Annotated in this window: 15 protein-coding genes; 9 read left to right on the plus strand and 6 right to left on the minus strand. The window is 73.8% G+C overall.

All coding sequences use genetic code 11. The features are described from left to right. Positions 1–211: 211 nt before the first annotated feature. From ACX9TP_RS08995 to ACX9TP_RS09005, 3 genes are all read right to left on the minus strand, one after another. Complete coding sequence (locus ACX9TP_RS08995) at positions 212–973, minus strand: SDR family NAD(P)-dependent oxidoreductase (protein WP_482979320.1); 762 nt, start codon at positions 971–973, stop codon at positions 212–214. A 68-nt stretch (positions 974–1,041) separates the two neighbouring features. Continuing rightward, a complete protein-coding gene (locus tag ACX9TP_RS09000) occupies positions 1,042–1,848 on the minus strand; it encodes a sterol desaturase family protein (protein ID WP_482979321.1) in 807 nt (268 codons plus the stop codon). 285 nt (positions 1,849–2,133) lie between these two features. After that, entirely contained in the window at positions 2,134–2,664 is a 531-nt protein-coding gene (locus ACX9TP_RS09005; RefSeq protein ID WP_482979322.1) for a DUF2058 family protein, read from the minus strand. A 534-nt stretch (positions 2,665–3,198) separates the two neighbouring features. Between ACX9TP_RS09005 and ACX9TP_RS09010 the strand changes: the two genes are divergently transcribed. From ACX9TP_RS09010 to ACX9TP_RS09020, 3 genes are all read left to right on the plus strand, one after another. After that, positions 3,199–4,236, plus strand: a complete 1,038-nt coding sequence (locus ACX9TP_RS09010; protein ID WP_482979323.1) for a hypothetical protein — start codon at positions 3,199–3,201, stop codon at positions 4,234–4,236. A 209-nt stretch (positions 4,237–4,445) separates the two neighbouring features. After that, a complete protein-coding gene (locus tag ACX9TP_RS09015) occupies positions 4,446–4,973 on the plus strand; it encodes a hypothetical protein (protein ID WP_482979324.1) in 528 nt (175 codons plus the stop codon). Positions 4,974–5,122: 149 nt separating this feature from the next. Further along, positions 5,123–5,479, plus strand: a complete 357-nt coding sequence (locus ACX9TP_RS09020; protein WP_482979325.1) for a hypothetical protein — start codon at positions 5,123–5,125, stop codon at positions 5,477–5,479. Positions 5,480–5,498: 19 nt separating this feature from the next. Here ACX9TP_RS09020 and ACX9TP_RS09025 read toward each other — a convergent pair whose 3' ends face one another. Then, positions 5,499–7,019, minus strand: coding sequence for a peptidase M3 (locus ACX9TP_RS09025; RefSeq protein WP_482979326.1), 1,521 nt, complete (start codon positions 7,017–7,019; stop codon positions 5,499–5,501). A 330-nt stretch (positions 7,020–7,349) separates the two neighbouring features. On the opposite strand from ACX9TP_RS09025, the gene ACX9TP_RS09030 reads away from it, so the two are divergent. Next, positions 7,350–8,288, plus strand: a complete 939-nt coding sequence (locus ACX9TP_RS09030) for an RluA family pseudouridine synthase (RefSeq protein ID WP_482979327.1) — start codon at positions 7,350–7,352, stop codon at positions 8,286–8,288. Positions 8,289–8,471: 183 nt separating this feature from the next. Here the strand turns inward: ACX9TP_RS09030 and ACX9TP_RS09035 are convergent, their stop codons facing one another. After that, positions 8,472–9,437, minus strand: coding sequence for a glycosyltransferase (locus ACX9TP_RS09035; protein WP_482979328.1), 966 nt, complete (start codon positions 9,435–9,437; stop codon positions 8,472–8,474). A gap of 76 nt (positions 9,438–9,513) precedes the next feature. Between ACX9TP_RS09035 and ACX9TP_RS09040 the strand changes: the two genes are divergently transcribed. Next, positions 9,514–14,982: a tetratricopeptide repeat protein gene (locus ACX9TP_RS09040; protein WP_482979329.1), complete on the plus strand. Its 5,469-nt coding sequence runs from the start codon at positions 9,514–9,516 to the stop codon at positions 14,980–14,982. 1 nt (position 14,983) lies between these two features. Here ACX9TP_RS09040 and ACX9TP_RS09045 read toward each other — a convergent pair whose 3' ends face one another. Beyond that, positions 14,984–15,835 carry a PorV/PorQ family protein gene (locus ACX9TP_RS09045; RefSeq protein ID WP_482979330.1) on the minus strand — a complete coding sequence of 284 codons (852 nt, stop codon included), beginning with the start codon at positions 15,833–15,835 and terminating at the stop codon, positions 14,984–14,986. A gap of 149 nt (positions 15,836–15,984) precedes the next feature. Between ACX9TP_RS09045 and ACX9TP_RS09050 the strand changes: the two genes are divergently transcribed. The 4 genes from ACX9TP_RS09050 to ACX9TP_RS09065 all read left to right on the plus strand — a co-directional run bounded on the left by ACX9TP_RS09050 (position 15,985) and on the right by ACX9TP_RS09065 (position 25,526). Beyond that, positions 15,985–16,740 (plus strand): hypothetical protein, encoded by a 756-nt coding sequence (locus ACX9TP_RS09050; RefSeq protein WP_482979331.1) that lies wholly within the window; start codon positions 15,985–15,987, stop codon positions 16,738–16,740. 167 nt (positions 16,741–16,907) lie between these two features. Then, positions 16,908–17,531 (plus strand): glutathione S-transferase family protein, encoded by a 624-nt coding sequence (locus ACX9TP_RS09055; RefSeq protein WP_482979332.1) that lies wholly within the window; start codon positions 16,908–16,910, stop codon positions 17,529–17,531. Between the two features lie 316 nt (positions 17,532–17,847). Next, a complete protein-coding gene (gene priA / locus ACX9TP_RS09060) occupies positions 17,848–20,235 on the plus strand; it encodes a replication restart helicase PriA (RefSeq protein WP_482979333.1) in 2,388 nt (795 codons plus the stop codon). A gap of 14 nt (positions 20,236–20,249) precedes the next feature. After that, on the plus strand, positions 20,250–25,526 hold the full coding sequence (locus ACX9TP_RS09065) for a DnaJ domain-containing protein (protein WP_482979334.1): 5,277 nt from the start codon (positions 20,250–20,252) through the stop codon (positions 25,524–25,526). The last annotated feature ends 64 nt before the right edge of the window (positions 25,527–25,590 follow it).

A 25,590-nucleotide genomic window follows, 5' to 3' on the forward strand; every position in this document is an offset into this window, starting at 1 on the left:
CCGCCCCTCCACCGTGCTCCGCCGAACAACCCGCCCACACACACACGCCCAGCACCGCACCCCACCACCGCCTCACGCCCTACCTCCTCATCGCGAAGCACCCGTTGCCGTCCGGGCGATGGCGGAGACTGGGGATGAGGTGCCCGGTGCGCAACAGGCCCGGCCACGAGTGGCGGCCGGGCAGCCAGTCAGGCGGATTGGGAGTGAAGTGTCAGCCCTGCTCGCCGCCGTCGATGGCGTACGCGGCGCCGGTGATGCCGCCCGCCGCGTCCGACGCGAGGAACACGCAGAGCGCGGCCACTTCCTCCGGCTGGATGATGCGGCCCATGGCGTTCATCGACGCGAGCGTCTCGCGGGCCTGCTCGTCGGTGCGGCCGGTGCTCTTGCTGATGGCGGCGGTGGCGTTGGTGAACATGTCCGTCTCCACCCAGCCCGGGTTCACCACGTTCACCGTCACCTGCTTCTTCGCGTACTCCGCCGCCAGCGCGCGCGACAGGCCCAGCAGCGCGTGCTTGGACGCGCAGTACGCGGACGTGTACTTCACCCCGCGCGTCGCGGCCATGGAGCCGATGTTGATGACGCGTCCGCCGCCCGCCTGCGCCATGGCCGGCATCAGCTCGCGGCAGAGGATGAAGGGCGCGGTGACGTTGACGGCCATGACGCGCGCCAGGTCCTCCGTGCGCGTCTTCGTCAGCGGCGCGGACACGGTGATGCCGGCGTTGTTCACGAGCACGCGCGGGGCGCCGTCCGCGAGGATGGTCTTGCTGATGGCGAGCAGGGCCGCCTCGTCCGCGACATCCACCGCGTGAGGCCGGATGTTGTCGCCGCCCTCGGCGCGCAGGGACGCCAGCGCGTCCGCCGAGCGTGCCAGGGCCCAGACTCCATGGCCCTCGCGAGCGAAGGCCAGCGCCACGGCACGGCCGATGCCCCGGCTCGCGCCCGTCACCACCACAGTCTTGCGGGTTGTCGTCATGGGCCGGGAGCGTAGCGCCGGAGCTTGCTTCCGGCATCAACGCTCATGCACCACGTCCGTGCCCCGGGTCAGGGAGTGGGCGCGAGCGCGGTGGGCTGTTTCGCAGAGCGAACGCGCTCGCCGATTCGCTCCAGCCCTTCGCCGGCGCGCGCGCGGGCGTGGACCTCCACGTAGTCGTCGAACGTCGTGCCGAGCCACCGGTCCAGCACCGGCGTGAAGAGGCCGTAGTGCCCCTGGTAGCGCGCGTGGTGCAGGGCGTGGAACGTGGGCGTGAAGAAGAAACGCCCGGCCGGGGAGCGCACGAAGCGCTCGGGCAGCCACTCCGTGTTGCCGTGGCCGAACACGTTGAGGGCGTAGTTGGTGAGGATGTACGCCATGATGCCCACCTGCGTGACGGGCATGAACCGCATGGCCAGGAGGACGAGGCCGAAGCCGCCGCCCATCAGCACCAGCCGCTCCACCACGGAGAAGGACAGCGACGTGAGCGGGTCCGTCACCTGCGCCACGTGGTGCTGCGCGTGCAGCCGGTAGAGCGCGCGCGTGTGCAGCAGCCGGTGCGTCACGTAGAACCACACCTCGAAGCCCACGAACATCCACGCGAAGCTGAGCAGCGCCACGCCCACGCTGAACGGCGCGAGCCGGTGCTCGTTGGCGGCGCGGAAGGCGGTGATGAGCAGCGCGTCGCACACCACCACGCCGATGGCCGCCCGCGCCTCGCTCTCGAGCTGTCCCGGTGCCAGGGCGCGCCGGTACACGCGCCAGCGCTCGGCCAGTCGCGTGCGGCTCAACGCGAAGCCCACCGTCACCGGCACGGCCTTCACCAGTCCGGAGATGACGAAGAAGACGGGCAGCAACCGGAGGTAGGGGTCCACCATGGCGTGCCGATGTTAACCCCGAGGCCCACGACGGGTTGCGGGGCGCCAGAAACGCCACTGTCGGCGGGCATCAGTCCCGCACGCACGGTGCGCTGTCGCGACCCGGAGGCATTACGGGCTCCGCTCCTCGGTATGCCGGAGTGAGGCGCCAGGGCCCGTGGCGATGGCCCCACCCGCTCGAGGTGATGACAGGAGCCGCGTCGGCGTCGGCGCGTTCCGCCGACGCCCGCTGATGCGGTGCGGGTCCCCCTCCCCGATGTGAGCAGGGGAGGGGAAGGGGACGGCTCAGCCGCCGCCGACCTTGTCGCCGCCCTCGGGCGTCTGCCCGGAGGACTCCTCGGCGGCGCCCTCGGGAGCGGCCTCGGCGGCGCCCTCACCCTCGGCGCCCTCCGCGGCTTCGCCACCCTCGGCCTCATCCGACAGCTCCGGCGCGGTGCCGGCGGCCTCGGACGCCTGCTGGGCCTTGAGCTCCTCGTCGTTCATGAAGCCGACGGGGTTGTCCTTGCGGTTGAGGAAGCGCACGGCCTTCTTCGACAGCGCGTACATCTGCTCCGCCGCCGCCGAGGGCACCAGCGAGTGCTCGATTTGCGCGGGCTCGGGGCGCTCCACCACGCCGAGCTCCCCGTCCTCGAGCTGCTTCGCCTGCGCCGGGCTCAGCTCCAGCCGCCGCAGCTTGCCCTTGCGGGTCATGAAGTAGAACGCCGTCTCGCCGGCCTCCACGGGCACCTGTGCGCCGAGCACCAGCTCCCTCAGCGCCCGGTCGATTTCCACCTGCTTCTTGGACTCGGCGCGCTGATACGCCTTGGAGCCGGGCATGGGCGGCAGCTTGGGGATGGCCTTCTCGGGCGCGGCGGCACCCGGGCGCCCCTGCTGGGGCGGGCCGCCGAAACGCGGGATGGGGCCACCCGGACGGCCACCGCCGCCCCCGGGACGACCACCACCCGGACGGCCACCGCCGCCAGGGCCGAAGCGGCCACCGCCTCCGGGAGGAGGACGGCCACCGGCATCGCGGCGGCCCCCGCCTTCGCGGGGACCTCCCTCGCGGGGACCGCCCTCACGGCTCGGTGGACCTCCGTGTGTCCGGTTCTCGTCACGAGGAGGGGCCGAACGGTTTCCGCCTGGACGGCCGCCCTCCTGGGGAGGGGACCGTCGGGCTTCCGTCTGGCCGGGCGAGGACTCCACCTTCTTGGTCTGTTCCTCGGTGACGAGGCCCGCCTTCAATAACTTGTCGCGCAGGTTCTGCATGAGATGGGCGTTCTATCCCTTGCACGGCTGCACGCAAGCCACTGCTTGCCGCACCTGTATGCCCCACGTAACTTGCCGGCCCTGTTGTACCCCTCTGGAGGAGCCGTGAGCCGTTTGAAGAAGTCCGCCTTCACCCTCGCCCTGGCGCTGGCCGCCGCGGGCTGTTCCGACCCGGTCGACAAGGCGGCCAAGGCACGCATCTTCTCGCCAGAGGACCCGCCGAAGGTGGTGGCCTCCGCGAAGCAGAAGCTGCCCCCCGAGGATGTCGCCAGCAACCCCCAGGTGGCCCGCCGCATCCTGGGCATGGACGCCGCCGAGGTGACCGAGCGGCTGGGCCCCCATCGCTTCCAGTCCAGCGTCACCTACGAGTGGTCCTCCGCCAACTCCAACCCGGTGAAGCTCACCGAGACGCGCACCTTCCGCGCCGGCCCCGGCGGTGTCTCCGGTGACTTCCACGGCGTGCTGGAGAACTCCAGGGACCAGGGCCTGGAGGTCATGCGCGTGGGCGGCCAGGTGTTCGCCCGCAACCGCTACGGCCCGTTCCGTCAGCGCCTTCGCGACCGCGGCATGGCCGAGCGCACCCGCACGGAGCTGACCGGCGCCATCCGCGACTTCGACAGCCTCTTCCAGGGCCGCCTCAAGCTGTCCCCCGAGGGGACGATGACGTACGAGGGCCGCACCGCGTGGCGCTACGTCGTGACGCTGGGCCCCGCGTCGGAAGGCACCCCCGGCCGGCCGCTGCCCGCGGCCTTCGAGCCCAAGGGCGGGGCCGACGAGAGCACCCGCCGCCGCGCCGCCTTCTTCGCCCACCGCGTGCCGCGCTCGCTGGACGGCGAGGTGGTGGTGGACGCGGAGACGTCCGTGGTCCTCAAGGCCCGGCTGGACGGCCGCATCGGCGTGCCCTCGGAGAAGACGCCCGAGGCCGCCGAGCTGCGCCTGACGCTCGAGTCCGCCCTCAGCGAGCTGGGCCAGGACCCGAAGCTCCAGCCGCCGGAGGACTTCCTCCCCGACGCGGACAAGCCCCAGGGCATCGCCGACGCGCTGGACGCCTTCGGCATCGAGCGCAAGAAGCCCGAGGGCGCCGACAAGGACAAGCCCGGCGCCGAGGCCCCGCCCGGGCCCGAGGAGGAAGAGGGCAACTGAGTCGACGCGTGGGGCCACCGGGTGCGGCACACCCCTGGCCCCCGCGTCATGTGGGCCCGGCGCGCTGGGCTCACACTGGGAATGCGGCTGCTCGCCTGCCCTGACCGTCCCGCCCGGACGCGGGTGGCAGGGCGCCCGCTCCCTTCCCGCAAGCACCTGACTTCACTGGGCCTTTCGGGCATGGCGTGTGCCTTGCTCAACGGCCGGGCATGCGTCGCTTCGCCATCCTCCTGTCCTGTCTCGCCGGCCTCGCCGCCCCCGTGGCGCGCGCCGAGCCGCCCCTGCGCAACCTGGGCGTCACCGTCGCACCGGTGGGCGCCTACGTCCTGACGGACACGGACGGGGCCCACGAGCGGGGCTACAGCGCGAGCCTGGCCTGGGGCTACCGCAAGGCGTACGCCGTCATGGAGGTGGGCGGGCACGTGGCCTCCAGCCGCCGGCGCACCGAGGCCACCCCCATGTCCATCCGGATTACGCCCCCGGGCCCCCGGCGCGTGCGGCCCTACCTGGGCGCCGGGGCCAGCCTGCTGGTGGCCCACGAGAAGCAGGACGTGGCCGCCTCGCGCGCGCTGCAGGTGGGCGCGGAGCTGTGTGGTGGGGTGGGGGTGGAGCTGGGGCGCCAGCTCTTCCTCTCCGCCGAGGCCCGCTACCAGAACTTCTCCGCCGGGGGAGACCCGTTCTCCGGTGAACGGCAGGCCCTGACTTCGGGGTACCTCGGGCTCGGTTTCCGCCTGTAGCGCGAGGCCCCGGGCGCTACAGCCCGGCAGCGACCTGTTGGAAGAAAATTTGCGCTCACTCTTGCGTCCTCTACAATCCCCGACGGTTGCGGCTCGGACGCGTCCGACATGTACGGACGTTCAGCGGGCCACACAGCAAGGGAGCGGCGATGGAGCGCAAGGTCGGAAGTAGCACGGTGACGGCCAAGGAGGTCAAGGCGGCGCTGGAGAAGACGCGCACGCTGTCGGCCGAGGAGGAGAGGGTTCTGCGCATGCGGCACGGTGCCGGCGCTTCCAGCACCCGTGCTCCACTTCCCCGCGCCGCGGGTGACAACGAGGAACTCGGCGACGAGCTTCTCGTCATCGAGATGCAGTTGCTCAAGGCCATGCGCGCCCGTGCGGGCGGCAAGCCGGTGGCCAGCGGCAACAACAAGCAGGTGATGACGCCCGCCACGCCCGCGCCCGCCAAGGCGTCGGCGAACGCGACGAAGGACAAGATCGTCCGGGCGCTCCGCAAGAAGAAGTAGTCGTCTCGCGGAGTCACCACTACCGGTTGAGGATGGCCACGAGGCGCTCCCCGGCCTCGGGCACTGCCAGCGGCGTGCCCGAGACCTCTGTGGCCAGTCCTTCCGCGTCGTCCGTACCGCCCCGCGCGAACAGCCCCTCGAGCCAGGCGGCCGCAGCGGGATTCCTCCAATAGTCCTCGTTGAAGCGCTCCGTGAGGCGGGCAGTGAGCCGCGTCTCCAGCGCCCACGCGCGCAGGTAGTGGGCCGTGTAGAGCTGCGGGTCCACGTCATGGAGGAAGTAGCCCGGGTGCGGCTCGACGAAGAGCGCCTGGCGCTGGCCGTCCGCGTACTCGTCCGCGCGCTCCACCGAGGGGCCGCGCGTGCTGAGCGACAGCTCGTAGGACAGCTTCGCGCAGTGGCGGCGCAGCACCGCGAGGGCCTGGAACGCGGCCAGCCGCACCGTGTCGCGCGCCGTCACCGTGGGCAAATCCAGGTAGCGCTTGAGCCAGCTGGGGGACAGGAGCAGCCGCTCGAAGAGGGCCGCGTACGCTTCCGTCACCGACGCGTCGCCCAGCCGGCGCAGCTCCATGGGCAGCGTGTCCGACACGTGGGCGCGGTGCTGCGCGTGGCCCATCTCGTGGAGGAAGCTGCCCAGCGCGTCCATGCCGCCTTGCGGCTGAATCACCAGGCGCACCTCGTCCGGCACGCGCACGCTGGCGACGAAGGGGCGGGGCGACTTGCCCGGGCGCGCCTCGTCGTCGATGCGGATGCGGCCCCCGGCGTTGGGCGTGAGGCCCCACTCCCCGAGCCAGCGCACCACCGCGGGGAAGGTGTCCTCGCGCCGGAAGAAGGGGAACATCCACGGCGCCTGGAGCGCGTGCTGGAGGTCATGCCGGCGCGCCTCTCCGGCGGGAAACGGGCGCAGCAGCGGGTCCACCTTCTTGAGGACGTAGGCGAGCACGTCGCGGTAGGCGTCCTCGGTGCGCCGGAGCGTCTCCGTGGCGGCTTCCACGAGCTTGCCGTAGGCGATGCCGGTGACGTCCTCGCGCAGGGCGGGGTAGTCCTTCGCGCCCAGCCGCTCCACGGCGACGAGGGCCGCCTCGCGCCTGTCTCCATAGGGGCCGCGGCGCTCCCAGAGGAAGTTGCCGATGGCGCGCTCCAGCAGGGTGCGGCGGGCGCGGTTGGGCTCGCGGGGGAGCTCGTCGAGCGCCTCGGCGAGGGACAGCGTCCTGTCATCGACGGGGAGCTGGGACTGGGCCTCCAGGGTGGCCACGGCCTCGGCGGGACGGGCGGCGAGCGCCTCCTCCACCTGGGTGGCCACCAGCTCGCGGAGCAACTGGAGGCGGCGGACGGCGAGCGGGTCGTCCCTGGTGCGGGCCTTGGCGAGGGCCTCGTTGGCGGCGGCGAAGGTGTCCGGGGAGGACAGCTCGGGGAAGGAGGCGTGGAGGCTGGAGACGGGAAGCGTCGGCGAGAGGCCGGCGCCATGCCGGTAGTGGAGCGTGGCCAGCTCGGCGAGGAAGTCGTCCAGCCGCGTACGCACGGAGTGCAGGGGACGGTCCATGGGCGCGGAAGGTAACAGGAAGCGGGCGGCGCGGAAGGGCGATGCGGGCGTAGAGTGCCGCCGCATGACACCCGAGCCCTGTGCATGGATGGGGCTGCCCGTGGAGGGCGGCAGCGGGACGGGGTGGAGGGGCCTGCCCGGATGCAGGGTGGCCATGGCCCCTGGGACGAGGTGGAGCTTCGCGCTTGAAGCGAGGCCTGTTCCGCGCGAAGGGACCACCGTGGAGCGTGGCGCCCTGTTCGTGAGGCGGCCGCATGCGGCGAACGGCCTTCCGCACCGGAAGGAAGCGGGCTTGCACGGTGGAGGGTTGTTCGTGAGTGAGGTGCGGCCGTGAAGCGAAGGACATTCCGCGCGGAGGGCGCGGTGGTGGGGCGGGCCGTGGCGGACGCGGTGGCTTCCGAGCTGGGAATGCCGGAGGCGGAGGCGCGCAAGCTGGTGGACGTGGGCGCGGTGTACATCGCGGGTCGGCGCAGCCGGGACGCGGCGGCGAAGCTCACGGCGGGGCAGGTGGTGATGGTGGTGCTGGAGGAGGGCGGGCAGAGCGCCCTGGCGGAGTCGGCCCCGGCACCGGTGCTGCGCGTGCTCTACGAGGACGCGGACGTCATCGCCGTGGACAAGCCTGCGGGACTCACGGCGCAGCCCACCGAGGGCCGCGTGGGTGGGAGCCTGGTGGACCTCGTCAGCGCGCACCTGGGCCGCGAGGCGGGGCTGGTCCACCGGCTGGACCGCGAGACGTCCGGCGTCACCGTGTTCGGGAAGTCGGCGGAGGCGACGTCGGCGCTGGCCGCGGAGTTCCGCGAGGGACGCGCGCGCAAGCGGTACGTGGCGGCCACGGGGCCGGGGCTGCCGCCGTCGGGGACGGTGGACCTGCCGCTGTCGAAGGACCCGTCACGCCCCGGGCGCTGGCGGGCGACTCGCGCGGCCAACGGTGTGCCCGCGCTGACGGACTTCCGCACGCTCCATGCGGGCCCGGAGTTCTGCGTGGTGGAGCTGCTGCCGCACACGGGCCGCACGCACCAGCTCCGCGCGCACCTGACGGCGCTCGGAGCGCCGATTCTCGGCGACGCGCGCTATGGCGGGGCGAAGAAGGCGGGCGGGGTGGAGGCGCCCCGCTGTCTGCTGCACGCGCAGGCGCTGGAGCTGGGACACCCGAGCACGGGACAGGTGCTGCGGGTGGAGGCGGTGGTGCCGGATGACCTGCTGCGCTTCTTCACGGCGGCGGGTGTCGCGGTTCCGCGGGGGCCCCTCGGGGGCGCGGAGGGGCGCTGAGTCACGGACTTCGCGCCGTGGCCGGGGGCTGCGACCAGGGCACCCCGCCCAGCTCGTCCGCCGCGAGGAGGTACTCACCCGGCATCCGGCCCTGGTCGGCCCGCGTCCCCGACGTTGCGACCGCGGCCAGCAGCTCCCGACCGCGCTCGCGTCAGGCCGCATCTCCCGCGAGCACGTGCAGCGTCACGCCGCGCAGGTGAAGTCCCTCCCCTCCACCCAGCCTCGTGAGGTCAGGTCCGCGCGAATCTCCTCGCGCGCCCAGCGTACGCCCACGCAGACCAGCAGGTGGCTCCGTCCGGGCGGGCCCAGGGCGTCGGGTGACACCACGGGCGTGTCCTGGATGCGCGTGCCCACCTTGCGCGGGTGGACTTCCACGAAGCGCTCCACCGTCGCGCCCTCCTCGCGGAGGAAGCGCGCCAGCGTCTTTCCGCTCGGGCCCGCGCCCCACACGGTGCACGGGCGCCCGTCCGCCAGCGGCCCCCGTCCGCGCACGAGGTAGCGCGCCTTCGTCCAGGTGAAGCGCCGCACCGCGTACCGCGGGTCCGTCCACGTCAGCCGCTGGCTGCTGTCCCGCCAGCGCAGCAGCACCTCCGCGACGTTGCGCAGGCCGTGGCCCCGGTCCATCAACTCCAGCCACAGCGCGTAGTCCTCGGGGAAGTCTCCGTGACGCCAGCCGCCCGCGGCCACCACGGCGTCGCGGCGCAGGCACACCGACGGGTGGCACACGGGACTCTCGATGAAGCGCTCGCGGTAGAGGCGCTCGGCGGAGGTGAGCCCGTTGAGCCACGTCGCATAGGCATGGAAGGAGGGGCTCACCGGCTGGTCTTCCCGGAAGACCTCCACGCCCGTGCCCACGCCGGCGAGGTGGGGCTCGGCTTCGAGGGCCGCCACGCTCGCCTCCAGCCGTCGGGGCAGGGCCTCGTCGTCCGCGTCCATCCGGGCCACGTAGGGCGAGGTGGCCACGCCCAGTCCCAGGTTCAGGGCCGCCACCAGCCCCCGGCCCCCGCCGTCAAGTACCTCCACCCGGGCGTCCCGGGCGGCCAGCCCCTCCAGCACCCCGCGCGTACCGTCGGTGGAACCGTCGTCCACGGCGAGAATGCGGACGTCCCGGAGGGTGCCCGCCAGGAGGCTCTCCACGGCCCGGGCCACGGTGGACCCGGCATTTCTTGCAGGGAGAAGGACGGTAACAACCGGGACGGGCATCGTTGTGTAGACTGCCCCACCCATGGGTGGCGTGAGAAACGGCAAGAGCGCCGGCACGCCGGAGCCCGCAGCCGCCCGACAGGACGCGCTGCGAGCCGGCGCGCCCGACGTGAGGCCGGAGGAGGCTGCGCGAGACACGGTGGACCGGCACCTGCGGTCCGCCGTGGACATGTTGCGCGAGGGCTCCGCCGCCCGTGCCTTCGGCCAGCTCGCCCGCGCCAGCCGCACCGAGCCCATGACGCCGCGCCTGGCCGCCGCGCTCGTACGCTTCGCCCTGCTCGCCGGCACCGAGGCCGCCGCGATTACCCTCCTCGACGCCACGCAGGCGCAGATGCCCGAGGTCCGCCGCGCGGTGCGACGGCAGCTCGCGCGAGTGCTGCGGCGGGTGGGACAGGAGCCCCGCGCCATCGCCGCGCTGGAGGCGGTGCTGGCGGAGCGTCCGGAGGACCGGCGGGCCCGGCGCGTGCTCCAGGTGCTTCGGGAGCGCGGGCTTCGTGGGGGCACGGAGGCGCAGCCGGGTAGGCCCGGTGCCAGCGGTGTGCTGGGGAAGCTGCCGACCCTGAAGGGCGCGGTCCAGGCCCCAGCCGTTTGGGATGAGGGCTCCAGCAGCTACCGGGAGGACACGCTCGTCGAGTCGTCCGCCACCAGTGCATCGAAGGCGGCCGTGCCTCGCGAGAAGACGGCCGTGGCCTTCCCCACGGCGGCGCCTTCCGAGCCCCGGGAAAAGACGGCCGTGGCCTTCCCCTCGGCGTCGACACCCGTTCCGCATGTGCCCTGGTCCACGCCAGGACGGATGCCCGACGCGCCCCAGTCCGAGCCGCGCACGCGGACGGAGGCGGAGCTTCCTGCGGTCGGCTCCGCGCTGGCGGAGACGCGCTCGAAGACGGAGGTGGAGCTTCCGGCGGTGGAGGTGGCTCCGCCCACGGAGGAGCACCGCGCGGCCGTGGTGGAGGCGAAGGCGCTGGGCGGCGCGCCGTCGAGCAGGTCCGCGGTCGAGCTGCCCGCGGTGGGCGCAGCCGCGAGCACGCCCGTCCCCGAGTCGCGCCCGACGGTGGTGGAGATGCCCGCCGTGGGGATGGTCTCGGAGGAGCCCACTTCTCCCGCGCGTCCGACGGCCGGGGCGTTGCCCGCGGTGGGAGCGGCTTCAGGCGAGCCGGCTTCCAACGCGCGTTCCACGGCGGGGGAGGTGCCTGGGGTGGGCGTGGCTTCGCGCGCGCCCGCATTTGAGTCGCGTCCGACGGTGGTGGAGATGCCCGCGGTGGGAGCGGCTTCAAGCGAGCCAGCTCCCAAGGTGCGTGCGACGACGGGGGAGCCGCCTGGAGTGGGCGTGGCTTCGCGCGCGCCCGCATTTGAGTCGCGTCCGACGGTGGTGGAGATGCCCGCCATCGAGCTGCCTTCGGGCGCACCTTCCGCGGAGTCGCGCAAGCCCGCGGAGGCGCCACCTCGCGCGGGTGAGGCCGCTCCCTCACAGCGTGCCGGTGATTCACGGCATCTGTCCGTCCCGTGGGCGGAGTCTCCCGCGGAGCTCGAGGAGCGTGAGCAGCCTCCCGTACGGGATGGCAGGGCTCTGGTCCCTCGCGCCAACCCCTGGGCGGATGACGAGCCGACGAGCGAGCTCACGTTCGAGGCTCCACCCGTCCCGCCGGACGATGCACCCCGGAGCGCTCCTCCGGAAGCGAAGTCGCCGGAGAAGGGGATGCCTCGGACCTCGGGGGCGGCTCCCGAGCGCACGCAGGTGCCCGCCACCAGCGCTCCCGAGAAGCAGGCGGCTGTTCCGGCGGCATCGCCCGCGGAGACGCAGGAAGTCTCCATGGCGGACCTGGAGGCCGCGCTCGCGGGCTCCGCTCCCGCCCGCGTCGGTGCTCCCGCACCGGGACAGGCCACGCCTCCAACTGCCGCTCCCGCTCAGGGGGCGAACGCGGCGGCGACGGGGCGCGCTCGAATGGACGGCGCGGACCCCCAGGCGGCGGGCCGTGCCGCCACGCCGGGCCCACGCGCCGAGGACTCGGAGGAGCTGGCCCGCTCGCAGAAGCTGGAGGCCCAGCTCATCGCGCGTCAGGCCTGGCGCGAGCTGGCGCAGCTCTACCTCAAGCGCGCGGACCGGGCGAGCGACGCAACCGTGCGCGCGGAGGCGCTGACCCGTCTCGCGGAGGTGATGGAGAACGAGCTCCAGGACCCTTCCGGGGCCGCGCGCATGTACCGGGAAATCGTCGAGCTGACCGGCGACCGCACCGCGCTCCGTGAGCAGGTGCGGCTGCTGTCCACGCGCGGTGATGCCTCCCTGGTGCGGCGCGCGCTCGATGAGGCCATCCAGCGGGCCCGCACGGCCCGGGCTCGCGCCGGTGCGCTCCTGACGCGCGGAGAGCGCTGGCTCCACATGGGCGAGCCGGACAGGGCGCGCTCGGACTTCGAGGCGGCGGAGGCGCTCGCGCCGGGGATGTTGCCCGTGCTCGCGGGGCTCCTGCGCTGTGTCTCCGGTGCGGAGCGTCCCGCCATCGCCGAGCGGCTCCGGCTCGCGCTCGCCACCGCGCCCCGCCGCGCGCTGGACCGGCTCGAGGGGCTGCGCATGCTCGCGCAGGCGGCGGAGGAGTCCCTGGGCGACCTGCGCCTGGCGCAGTGGGCCTGGACGGAGGTGCTCGCGGAGAGCCCCGACAGCGAGCATGCCCGCGCGCAGTTGGTGGCGCTCGCGCGGAAGCTGGGGGACCCGAAGACGCTCGGCCAGCACCTCCGGGCCCAGCTCGCCCGGGAGTCGCGAGGCCCCGCGGCACGTCAGGCCCGGCTGGAGCTGGTGGCCACGCTGGACGCGCTGGGCGACGGCGAGTCCGCGCTGAACGAGCTGCGCCAGGCGGTGCGCTACGAGCCCGGCCACAAGGAGGCGTGGCTGCTGCTGGTGGACCGCCTCACCGCGCGCGGCAACATGGGCGAGGCGGCTTGGGCGCTCGAACACGCGGCGACGGCCACCGAGGACGAGTCGGAGCGCGAGCAGGCCTGGGAGCGGCTCGCGCGGCTCTGGCGGGAGGTGCTGCGCAATCCCGAGCGCGCGCAGGTGTACGCGCGCAGGGCGGAGGGCCTGCGACAGGCGCGCGAGGAGCGCGAGCTTCCGCCTCCCGAGCCGCCTCGCAGCGCCACGCCTCGGCGCGAGCCGAGCGGGCCGAAGTCGCCGCTCGTCCCGGCTCCCGCGACGCTGTCCCTCACGCCCTCGGGTATCGAGGCGCTCGCCAACGAAATCACCTCCAACACGGACATCAGCGTCCCGCCCGCTGCTGTCGAAGCGCCGGCCGCCTCCAACAAGGCCGAGGCAGGCGCGAAGGGGCGCGGAGGCGATGAGTCCCCGGCGTCCCGTGACGAGGCCTCACCGGGGCCTTCCGCGCGTTCGAGAAAACGGGCCGAGCGGGCATCGGCGTCTTCAGCGGTGAAGGCCGCGCAGTCCTCCAGGGAGAAGGACGCTCCGTCGGCACGTGCGGAGCGCACGGCGGCTCCTGCCGGGGCCAGTGGGGCTTCATCCGCGCCGCCACGTGGCGAGCGCCCGCCCGCGGGCGAGCCGCGAGCCGCGTCGGGTGGAGCAACTCCCGCCAGCGCGCCGGCCGCCCGTTCGGAGCAGCGCGCTCCAGCCCCTGGTGGAGCCGCGTCCCCCGGTTCGTCGGCCGCCCGTTCGGAGCAGCGCGCTCCTGCCCCTGGTGGAGCCGCGTCCCCTGGTTCGCCGGCCGCCCGTTCGGAGCAGCGCGCTCCCGCTCCGGCTTCTCCTGGCGCATCAGCAAGCCGCGGCGAGCCGCGTGCCTCCGCGTCAGGTGGCGCAGCTCCCGCTCCGGCTTCTCCTGGCGCGTCAGCAAGCCGCGCCGAGCCGCGTGCCTCCGCGTCAGGTGGCGCAGCTCCCGCTCCGGGGGCGCCCGCCGCGTCGCCCGCCCGTTCCGAGCAGCGTGCACCCGCGCCAGGCGGCGCGTCCCCATCCCCCTCGGCCCGAGCCGAGCCACGCGCCCCCGCGCCAGGCACAACCGCTCCCGCCGCCAACCCTCCCGCGATGCCGCCCTTGCGCGGCGAGCCACGCTCCACGGCCGCCGCACCAGTCTCGCAAGCCTCACCGCCCTCGCGCGCTCCCGCGCCGCGAGACGCCGACCCCGCGCCGAAGTCCCGCAACCCGGCCGCGCGCGCGGACAAGGCCGCGCCCCCGCCGCCCTCGCCACGCGCTCCCATGTTGGGCGACGACGAGCCCATCCCGCCGACGCGGGCCCTCGGCTTCAGTGCCCGTTCCACCGCGTCCCCGCCCCGTCCGGGCGCCGCCGACAGCGAGTCACCGGCCCGTGCCGCGAAGGCCACGGACCTCATGGATGACGAAGGGTCCATGGAGCTGGGCTCCGATGAGCCCGTCGCCAACACCCGCGTCATCTCCTGGGAAGCGCCGCCCGGCCGCATGGACCCGGTGCGCCGCATCGTCCGCGCGCGAGGGGAGGGCACCGTCTCCGCACCCGCTCCGGCCCGCCCGTCCGCCGCGAAGCCTCCCGAGCCCGCGGCCCGGGTGGGCCCCGGCTCCTCCGAGACGCGCGAGGCCCCCGTCGTCTCCGAGCCGTCCCCCGACACCGAGCCCAACTTCTTCCGGCACCTGCGCGAACGCCCGCTGGACCCGAAGCCCTACCGCGAGTCCGCCGAGTACTTCGACAGCCGGGGAGACTCCGGCCGCGCCTCGCTCATGCGCGAAATCGCCGACGCGCTCGAGGGCCGCGAGTCCCCCGCGTCGCCCCCGCGCCCCCAGCGCCCGCCGCTCACCTCCGAGGAGCGCGCCGGCCTGCGCCACCCCGGCCTGCGCACGCCCTCGGGAGAGCTGCTCGCCTGCGCCGGCATCGCCCTCTGCCGCCTCTTCCCCGCCCAGGGGCGCGCCGCCGGCACCTCCGCGCCCCTGCGCGCCGGCTCCGGCCCCGGCGCCCCCGCCGTCCTCGACGCGCTCCACACCGCCGCGCGCGTGCTCGACGTCAACCTGCCCGAGCTCGTCCTGGCCGAGGACGAGGGCCCGCCCTTCACCGCCGTCCACGTGGGCCAGCCGCGCCTGCTCGTGGGGCGACTCACCGTCCAGCAGCCGCCGTCCGCCGCCGAGCTGCGCTTCCACGCCGGCCGCGCACTGCTGTCGCTGTCCCCGGACCTGCTCGCCCTGCGCGCCCTCAAGGGCGGCCAGCTGCTGCGCGCCCTGGCCCTGCTGTCCACCATCCTGAAGGACCCGCGCGCCTCCAGCGCCGACGCCCGCGTGGTGCGCGAGTCCCTCTCGCCACGCGCCCTGGAGCGCGCCGTCGCACTGCTGGACCCCGGCACCCGCGACTTCAACGCCTCCTCGCTCGCGGACGCGGCGCGCGACTCCGCCAACCGCGCGGGGCTCGTCGCCTGCGGGAGCGTGGGCCCGGCGCTCGCCGTGCTGCGCGCGCGCCACAACCCGGACGCGGAGCTGGTGGAGCTGCTGCGCTTCGCCGCGTCCGAGCGCTACCTCGAGCTGCGCGCGCCGCGCTGACTCAGTTCAGCTGCATCCGGATGGTGAGCGCCAGGAGCCGGCCCTTCTCACCCCCCAGGTCGTGACGGTAGGCGACGTCCAGCCCGCCGCCGGTCTCCGTCATGAAGCCCAGGCCCGTGCTCAACTGGGAGACCTGCTTGAAGCCGTCGTACGTGTAGCCCGCGCGCACTGGCAGCAGCTGCCCGAAGAGGTACTCCAGGCCCCCGCTGTACGTGAACGTGCTCTTGTCGTCGGTGACGAAGTCCGCGCGCACGTCGACGGCCACCGTCAGCTGCTGCGTCAGGAAGCCCAGGTGTCCGGTGAAGTACCGCGTCAGCTCCGAGTTGTCGGTGTCGATGAGGTTGTGCGCGGACACCCCCGCCATGAACTGCGGCGACAGCCGCAACAGCAGGCCCGCGTCCGCGGTGACGGAGTTGGCGTACCGCGCCTCGCCGCTCAGGCGCAGGTAGCGCGCCACCGCGCCCACCATCACCGCCTGGCTCAGTGGCAGCGCCACGCCCAGCGAGCTCAGGTGGGCGCTGGAGCGCGCGCCGCCGCGGCCCAGGCTCACCCAGTGGTAGTCGATGCCCATGGCCAGCTTGCCGAGGGACGCGTCCAGCACGGAGATGCCCAGCAGGCCCTCCTTCGAATTGACGTCCCACGCGCCCGTGCCCTCCACCCGGTAGGCGGGGAACAGGGCCATGGCGGCGGGGTTGCCCAGCACCGACTCCGCGCCCAGGCCCAGCGCCCGGTAGGCGCCGCCCATCCCGTAGGCCCGTGCGCTCGTCACATCCCGCAGGTCCTCCGCGGGCTGGGCCAGGGCGGCGGTGGACACACACAGCGCAATCAGCAGGACAGTCGAGCGGAGCGGCATGACGTTGGCATCCTATCCAGCTTGAAGGGGGCGGGTGCCATCAATACATTCCGAACCCCAAAGGTGGGCTATCTGACCCATTCCGCCTCCGCGCCCGGGCCCCTCCGGTGGTCCGAACCCCCGCGCGAGGTCGTCAAGACGGAGAAGCCGTGAAGCGCACCGCCGCACTCCTGGCAGTCCTGGTCTCCTTCGCCGCGGGCGCGTACGTGCTGCCCGGAGGCTCCATCCTCCGTCGCATGGTCGCCGAGCGCGACGAGCTCAAGCTGTCCTCGCTCCGCGTGGAAGGCTCGCTCAGCTTCAGCGGCTCCGCCGTGAAGGAAGCGGGGGCGGCGCTGGGCACGCCCACGGACCGCCCGGAGGTGCAGGGCGACGGCATCCTCTCCGTCCGCGTGCCGGGGCGCTGCCGCTTCGACGCCTCCGTGCCCGACGGCAACGCGCGCGCCGCCGCCATCCATGCGGGAGGCCGCCGCCGCTCGGAGGGCACCGAGGTGCCGTCCATGTCGGTGCTCGTCTCCCAGGTGTGTCCGATTCTGGCCGCTGGCGGCGGCAACGTGCAGGACCTCAAGGAGGCCCTGCAGCAGCACCTGCAGACGCTGGGCGTGGAGACGGGGCGCACCGGGCTGGCCCGCTTCGGCGGCGAGGTGGCGTACGTCATCGGCGAGATGGCCGAGGGCCGCCCGCAGTTCTGGGTCTACAAGAACTCCTTCCAGCCGGCGCGGCTGCGCTACACGGACACCGCCAACACCGCCTGGGACATCCGCTTCCTCGACTACACGTCGCCGGCCACCGGCGAGTTGATGCCGCGCACCATCGAGGTCTGGCGCGGCGGCCAGCGCGCCTTGCGCTTCACCGCGCTCAAGGGCGACAGCCGCGCCACGCTGGCGGACAAGCTCTTCACGCCGTAGTCGTTCCGTCACACCCGCGTGCCATTGACGCGGCCCGACATGCGGCCGCGGTGTGCGCGGTCATACCTCTCGCGTCTGGAGGCTTGCGGCGCGTGCGGCCGGCGACGCAGAGTCCGCCCGCGCCCGGCCGGGGCTCCACCCGGCCCGCCACACAAGAGGAGTGACACATGAAGCTGTACGGCCACCCGATGAGCACCTGTACGCGCAAGGTCCTCACCACCCTGGCGGAGAAGGGGCAGGAGGCCCAGTTCGTCCTCGTGGACCTGCTGAAGGGCGAGCACAAGCAGCCCGCGCACCTGGCGCGTCAGCCGTTCGGCGTCATCCCCGCGCTCGAGGACGACGGCACGATGCTCTACGAGTCGCGCGCCATCATCCGCTACCTGGACCGCAAGCTGCCGGGCACCTCGCTCTCGCCGAAGGACCCGCGCGCCTTCGGGATGATGGAGCAGTACATCAGCGTGGAGCAGTCCTACTTCTCGCCCTCGGCGATGAAGGTCATCATGGAGCGCCTCTTCAAGCCGCACATGGGCGGCGGTGCGCCGGACGAGGCCCGTGTCTCCGAAGGGCTCCAGGGCGTGGACAAGGTCTTCGGCATCATCGACCCGGTGCTGGGCAAGCAGCAGTTCCTCGCGGGTGACAGCTTCTCCCTCGCCGAGGTGTCCTGGATGCCGTACATGGAGTTCTTCGCGGCCTCTGGCGGCGCGGACGTCCTCAACAAGCACAAGAACGTGGCCGCCTGGTGGAGCCGCATCAGCAGCCGCCCGTCCTGGAAGAAGGCCACCGGCCAGTAGTCCGCAGTCCCTGCTTCGCGGCACGGGTGGCGCGCCGTCCCCGCCATCCGTGCCCCTGGCGACACCGTCGAGGCGTGGGCCTCCGGTGTCCGCCCGCCGCTCGCAGGGCACTGCCCTCGCGGCCCGGTTCCACCCGCTGTGCCTGCTCGAGGGCTTCCGGCGTGACAGCCGCTAGTCACGCGGGTGCCCGGATGCAAGGGCGACACGGAAGTCGTGGCCGCCCCGGAGGACCCGGCAGGGCATGTCAGACCCGCGGGGCACTGTGTCACCCGGGAGCAGGACGGAAGGGGCAGGGGCGGCGGTTGAAGGGAGCATCATGGAGCAGCAAGCCTTGTGGGACGACACGCAGGCGGAGCGGACGGAGGCCCCTCCCACCCGGGGTTCCATGTCCGTGCGCACCTCCGGTGCGAGGAGTCGCCGGGAACTGTCCGAGCCCGAAGGCGCCGCTACAGTGGGCGGCGCAGTGAACGCTCCCGTCCTGGCCTCCATCGCCGTTGGCCGCCCCGTCCGGGGCGAGTTCACCTACAAGGTGCCGGACGCGCTCGCCGGCCAGCTGTCGCCGGGCCAGCGCGTGCTGGTGCCCTTCGGCCGGGGTACCGCGCTGGGCTTCTACCTCGGGCCCGCCTCCCCTCCAGCCGAGGAGGGCGTGAAGCTCAAGCCCATCCAGCGCGTGCTGGAGGACTCGCCGTCGCTGCCGAAGGACCTCATCGCCCTGCTGCGCTTCGCGGCCGTGCACTACCGCTACCCGCTGGGCGAGGTCATCCGCGGCGCGCTGCCGCCCGGCCTGTCCAAGGCGGTGGACGAGAAGGAAGCCAAGCCCGACGTGCAGCTCTTCGCGGTGGCCCTCATCAACGAGGTGCCCCCGGAGCTCCACCGGGCGCCCGCCCAGTCCGCCGCGCTCGCCTACCTGCTGGCCGTGGGAGGGCGCGCGCCGCTGGAGGAGGTCTCCCACGCGATTCCGGGCGCGCGCGAGACGCTGAAGAAGCTCGCCGCGCGCGGCATGGCGCGGATTGAAGAGAAGAAGCTGGAGGCCGGCGTGAAGGACGGCCTCATGCAGGGCCGCCCCGAGCGCCTCACCCCGGAGCAGGCCACCTCCGTGACGGAGCTGCGCGCGGCCCTGGACACCGGCGACTTCCAGCCCTTCCTCCTGCACGGCGTCACCGGCAGCGGGAAGACGGAGGTGTACCTGCGCGCCGCGGAGCATGCGCTGGCGCAGGGCAAGGGCAGCCTCATCCTCGTGCCGGAAATCGCGCTGACGCCGCAATTGGTGGGCCGCTTCCGCAGCCGCTTCGGCGCGGAGGTGGCGGTGCTGCACTCGGCGCTGAAGGACCGCGAGCGGCTCTTCCACTGGCAGGCGCTGCGCCGGGGCGACGTGAAGATTGCCGTCGGCGTGCGCTCGGCGGTGTTCGCCCCGGTGGACAACCTGGGCCTCATCGTCGTGGACGAGGAGCACGACCCCTCCTTCAAGCAGGAGGAGAAGCTGCGCTACCAGGCCCGCGACTTGGCCGTGGTGCGCGGCAAGCAGGCCAACGCGGTGGTGGTGCTGGGCTCGGCCACGCCGTCGCTGGAGACGCTGGAGAACGTGCGGCGCGGGCGCTACCGGCTGCTGGAGCTGAAGAACCGCGTGGACGACCGGCCCATGCCCACCATCGAATTGGTGGACCTGCGCGTGGAGCGTCCCCGCGAGGGCGTGGTGACGGAGGAGGCGCCCATCCTCAGCCCGCCGCTGCTGGCGGCGATGGAGGAGACGATTGGCCGGGGGCAGCAGGTCATCCTCTTCCTCAACCGGCGCGGCCACAGCACGGTGCTCCTGTGCGAGGTGTGCGGCCTGTCGCTCAAGTGCAGCGAGTGCGACGTGTGCCTCACGCACCACCGCTCGCAGAACCGGGTGGTGTGCCACTACTGCGGGCTGGCCATGCCGGTGCCCGAGCGGTGCACGGAGTGCACCGGCCCCATGCTCAAGCTGGGCATCGGCACGGAGAAGGTGGAGGCCGAAGTCCTCGAGCGCATCCCCACCGCGCGCGTGGCGCGGCTGGACAGGGACTCGGCCACCAGCGCGGAGCGGCTGACGGAGATGCTGGCCTCGTTCGCCCGCCGGGAGCTGGACGTGCTGGTGGGCACGCAGATGGTGGCCAAGGGGCATGACTTCCCGGGCGTGACGCTGGTGTGCGTCGTCATGGCGGACACGTCGCTGGCCATCCCGGACTTCCGCGCCGCCGAGCGCACCTTCCACCTGCTCACCCAGGTGTCCGGGCGCGCGGGACGGGGCAAGGACCCGGGGCGCGTGCTGGTGCAGACGTACAACCCGGAGGCGGAGCCGGTGCGGCGCGTGCTGGCCCACGACTTCGACGGCTTCGCGAAGCAGGAACTGGACTGGCGCAAGGCGCTGGCGTACCCGCCCTACTCGCGCATGGCCGCCATCCGCCTGGAGGGCGAGCACCCCGAGCAGGTGGCCAGCGTGGCGCGGCACCTGGGCAACCTCGTCTCGCGGCACATGCCGCCGGCCTCGGCGGGGGTGCGCCTGCTGGGGCCGGCGCTGGCGCCCATCTCCCGCATCCGGGGGAAGACGCGCTGGCAGTTGCTCGTGAAGGGGCCGACGCATGCGTCGCTTGCCCCGCTGCTCGGCCGGATGGAAGCGGCCCTGGGGGACGTCCCCTCCGGAGTGAAGGTCGTGATCGACGTGGATCCGGGGGCCATGCTGTAGACTCAGTGCCCCCCATGGGCGCACCGGTCCTCCTCGTTCACGACGACATCGCCACCATCGCCGCGGTGCGGCGTCTGCTCACGCGTGAAGGGTACGAGGTCATCCTCGCCACCTCCGCCGCGGACGCCCTCATCGGCTTCGGTCACCACCAGCCCGTGCTCGTCGTGCTCGCCCCGGGGGTGGAGAGCGGACGCGGCCACGTGGTGCTGGAGGAGCTGCTCCAGCACCCGGATGGGAAGAAGGCCCGCGTGCTGCTGCTGGGCGAGCCGATTCCCGGCTTCAGCGCCCCGGTGGCCACGCTGCCGCTGGACGGCACGGGCTTCATGGCCCTGGTGACCTCGCTCCTCCGCGCGCCGACGGAGGCGGACGCCTGGCACGTGGTGGAGAACCGCAGCCTGCCCGCGTCCGGCGCCGGAGCCCAGGCGGATGACGGTGAGGCGTGGCACGCGACGGCGCCGCGCCCTGTGGGGGGAGACCCCACGCTGGCGAACGCGCTCTTCGGCGACCTGGCGCCGCTGCACCAGACGGACTGGGAAGTGGCGGCGATGACGCGCGAGGAGCGCAACGCGCACGAGGAGGCCCGGAACCGGGACCACCAGACGACGCTCGTCATGTTCTCCGCCATGGAGCTGGCGCACCAGGAGGTGGAGGCGCAGGCGATGGCCTCCATCGACACGGCGCTCGCGTCGGGTGGCGCGGACCCGGCGGACAGCTGGGGCGAGGACGCACCCGAGGCTTTCGCGGAAGCCCCGGCGGCGGCGGCGGTGGATGGGGCGGGGACGTCCGGCGAGGAGCCGGGTGCGGAGCTTGCGTCCGGGAGCGGTGACGTGGACGCGGAGGTCCGCGCGGAGACCGAGCGCCTGGCGCAGCTGGAGATTGACGCGGCCCTGGCACGGGAGCAGGCGGAGCTGGAGTCGGAGCTTGCGCCGCCACCGGGGCAGCTCGCGTGGACGGAGGAGCCCGTGTCGCAGTCCGCGGCGCGTCCGGTGACTCCGGCGCCGCGGCTGGGAGACGCGGGGTTCTTCGACGTCGACACGCCGGGAGCCGAGCAGGGCGGTGGGCCCTCCGACGTGACGCCGGGAGAGCAGCCCTTCGCGGCGGCCGCGGCGGAGACTCCGTCGTGGATGGAGCTGCCTCCGGACCCGGAGATGGAGAACACCGCGAGGATGGCGGTGGGGTGGGGCGAGACGGCTCCGGCGGCCGTGGCCGTCGGAGGAAGCGCGAGCGGTGCGCTGACGGCGGAGGCGTCCTTCAGCGAGCAGGGCTCGGAGTGGGGGACGGAGGCCGAGCTGGGCGAGGAGCCTCCCACGGCGGGACTGCCGGAGGGGACGGGCGCTGTCGACGCAAGCGCCTCGGCGGGTGACTCCTTCGAGGGCGGGGGCACGGCGGACGGGGAGCTCGCGGAGGGCGCGGGTGAAGAGGAGGCCGTGCCGTCCGCGTGGGATGTGCTGGAGGCGGAGCTGCAGGCTTCGGTGCGGGCTCGCGAGGCGGCGGAGTCGGGCACGTCCTCATCCGACGAGGGCGAGACGGCCCCGGCCGCGGGGTCGGATGAGGATTGGAGCAGCGCGGAGCCGGATGACATCTCGGAACCGAGCGGCGCCGCCCCAGACGTAACGAACACCGTTGCGCCGGACACCCACGCGGGTGCGGACTGGTTCGACTCGGACACGGACAATGCCGCCGCCGCGCCCCAGGCCGGGCCGACGACGCTCCTGGAATGGCCGCAAGCCGGAATGGAGCCCGAGTCCCCGGCCCTTCCTTCGGATGGGATGGACGCGGACGCGCCGGGCGACGCGGCGGATTCCTCCTTCGCGGAGCCGTCGCCGGCCCCCGGGGCGGAGGCCGCTGTCGCCATGTCCGTTGCCGCGCCTGCGCTGCTGGCGCAGTGGCAGGCACAGCAGGAAGAGGCGGAGCGCCAGCTCGAGGAGGCGTACGAGCGGGTGCACGCGGTGCGCGCCGAGCTGGAGAAGGAAATCGCGCTCCGCCGCGAGACGGAGCAGCAGTTCGTGGAGGCGCGCGAGCTGAGCGAGTCGCTGCGCGGCATCCTGGACCGCGAGGCCGCGCTGCGAGTCGAGGCGGAGGCCGCGCGGGAGCAGGAGGCCTCGCTCCGGCTGGTGGCGGAGGAGCTGGCGGAGGCGGCCCGTCATCGGGAGCAGGCGCTCGACGAGGAGCACTCGCGCGAGACGGCGCTGCGGCTCGAGGTGGAGCAACAGGCCCACGCCCTTCAGGAGCGGCTCGCGGCGCTGGAAGAGGAATACTCGCGAGCCGAGCTGCTGCGCCGGGAGGCCGAGGCTCGGCTCGAGGTCGCCCAGCAGCGTGACGTCGGGCTGGAGTCCGAGCGGGCCGGAGCGCTGGAGCAGCTGCGCGAGCAGGTGGCCACGCTCCAGGCGAAGCTCGACGAGGCGGAGACCCGTGCTGGCTCCGAGGCCCGCGAGCGCGCCACCGTGGACGCCGCCGCGAGGGCGGCGCTGGGACGCATCGAGGAGCGCGAGCAGGACTTCACCGAGCTGCGCGGGCAGCTCGACGCGCTGAAGGCGGAGGTCCAGGAGCAGGCCCGCCTCCGCGCCGAGGCGCAGGCGCGTGCGGAGGAGGCCGCGGACCGGGCTCGCGAGGAAGCGGAAGCGCGCGCCGAGCAGGAGACCCGCGCCATCGACGCGGAAGCACGAGCCGAAGCGCAGGAGCGGGCCCGGGTGGAAGCGGAGGTCCGGGCACAGGACGCCTCTTCCGCCAGCGACGAAGCCCAGGTGCGCTCCAACGCGGAGGCGCTGGCGCGCAGCGAGCTGCAGGTGCGCATCGAGAAGCTGGAGGCGCGACTCCGGGAGGAGACGAAGGCCCGCGCCGCGGCGGAGACTCGCGCCAAGGCGGCGATGCAGGCGCTGAAGGAAATCGAGACGCGGCTCGAGTCCGAGGCGGCCGGACGCGTCGAGGCCGAAGGCCGCGCCGAGGCCGAGGCGAAGGCCCGCCGGGATGCGAACTCTCGCGCCGAGTCGGCGGAGACGGCGACCTCCACGGCGGAGGACCGGGCGGATGCGGAGATTCGCGCCCGTGAGGCCGCGGAGTCGCGCGCGGAGGCCGAGGCGGAGGCCCGGCTCGCGGCGGAGACCCGGGCGACGTCCGAAGCCAGCGCCCGAGCCGAAGCAGAGGTCCGCGCGGAGCTGGCGACCCAGGCGCAGTCCGAGGCGGAGGAGCGCGCGGAGTCCGAAGCAGAGGCCCGCCAGAAGGCCGAGGACCGCGTCCGGGCGGAAGCCCGCCTTCGTGAGGCCGCGGAGTCGCGTGCGGAAGCGGAGTCGAAGCAGCGCGCCGAGGCGGAAGCCCGAGCCGAAGCCGAAGCCCGTCTCCGTGAAGAGGCCGAGGCCCGCGCCGAGGCGGAGTCGAAGCTGCGCACCGAAGCCGAGGCCCGCGCCGAGGCGGAGTCGGCGAAGCGTGCCGAGGCGGAAGCCCGCACCGAGGCGGAGTCGACGAAGCGTGTTGAGGCGGAAGCCCGCGCCGAGGCGGAAGCGAAGCAGCGGACCGAAGCCGAAGCGCGCGCTGTCGCCGAGGCGAAGCAGCGCGCGGAGGCCGAGGAGCGCGCCGAGTCCGAGGCCCGGGCCCGTGCTGAATTCGAGGCTCGCGCTGAAGCCGGAGTGACGTCCAGCACCGAGGCGGAAGCCCGTGCGGAGTCCGAGGCGAAGCAGCGCACCGAGGCGGAAGCCCGAGCGGAGTCCGAGGCAAAGCATCGCACCGAGGCCGAAGCCCGAGCGGAGTCCGAGTCGAAGCAGCGCACCGAGGCGGAAGCCCGTGCGGAGTCCGAGGCAAAGCAGCGCGCCGAGGCCGAGGCCCGCGCGGAGTCCGAGTCCAAGGCCCGCGCGGAAGCCGAGGCCCGCGTGCAGCAGGCCGCGCAGGCCGCCACCGAAGCGGCCGCCCGCGCGAAGGCCGAGGGCCGCCACCGCACCGCCCTGGAAGTCCGGCTGGACGCGGAGACCCAGCAGCGCACGGCCGCGGAGACCCAGCTCACCACCTTCCAAGGGCGGCTCGAGCAGGCCCGCCAGGCCTCCGAGGTCATCCGCCAGGAACTCGCACGCGAGCGCGAGGCGCGCGAGGCCCTCGAGAAGGCGATGGAAGCCCTGCGAGCGGAGAAGGCCCAGCTGGAAGCCGACTCCATCGAGCAGCGCGCCCAGGCCGAGCGCGAGCGCCACGAGCTGGAAGAGCGCGGGCGCCGCGAGGCCGAGGAGGCCGCCGCGCAGGCCCGCGCCTCGCTCCTCCCGCTGGAGGCCCCGCCCGGCCGGCCCGAGCTGGCGGTGGCCCGCAGCGGCAGCGTCACCCAGGACGGCCTCGCGAAGCTGGTGCTCCGGCTCTGCGAGGCGCGCATGGAGATGCGCCTGGAGCTGAAGGTGATGAACGCCCTGCGCGTCCTCTGGCTGCGGGACGGTGCGCTTGTCGGTGCCGTCTCCTCCGCACCGGGGGAGTCGCTCATCGACCGGGCCCGCGCGGATGGCCTCATCGACGCGCGCCAGGAAGGCGAGCTGCGCCTGGTGCGCAGCGCCACCACCAGCGCGCTGCTGGACGCCCTCCGGGGCCGCGGCTACCTGCGCGAGTCCGAGGCCGTGCCCCTCGTGCAGCGCTACACGGAGCAGGTCTTCCTCGACGCGCTCGCCGAGCCCTCCACGCTCTACCGACTGGTGCCAGAGCCCGCGCCGCACGAGGTGGCGCTCGCCGCCGCCACGCGTCCGCCGCTGCACCTGCTGGCCGAGGCGCTGCGCAACACCCTCTCCTCCGAGTCCCTGCTGGAGGCCGCCGGCAGCCTGCGCGCCCGCGTCACCCGGGGCGACCTCCACCTGGCCCCCGACGACTTCGGCCTGTCCTCGCGTGACCTGCAGCTGCTCTCCCAGGTGGACGGCGAGCACACGCTGGAGGCGCTGCTGCTGGGCGCGGGGCTGCCGCAGGAGTCCGCCCTCAAGTCGCTCGCGGTGGCGCGGACGCTCGGCCTCATCTCGCTCCAGGACGCCAGCGACGAGGACAGCGGCGAGCTGCCTCCGGAGCTGGACGTGCGCCGCCTGGAGGCGAAGTTCGAGGAGATTCAGGACGCCGACTACTTCACCGTGCTGGGGCTGACCCGCACGGCGGGCAGCGAGGAGGTCAAGCGCGCCTACGAGCTGCTGGCCGCCGAGTTCCACCCGCTGCGCTTCGCCGGGCATCCGGACCCGGCGCTCCAGCACCGCGCCCAGCAGATTCGCAGCGTGCTCTCCGAGGCCGCCCAGGCGCTGGGAGATGACCGGCTGCGCGCGGAGTACGCCCGCAGCCTGCTCGACTGACGCACGGCGGCCCGCCGTGCATCCGGAGGCCCGGGGCCGTCACCGGCGGTTGCCCGGCCGCTCC

Source organism: Pyxidicoccus sp. M15 (genome assembly GCF_056858435.1).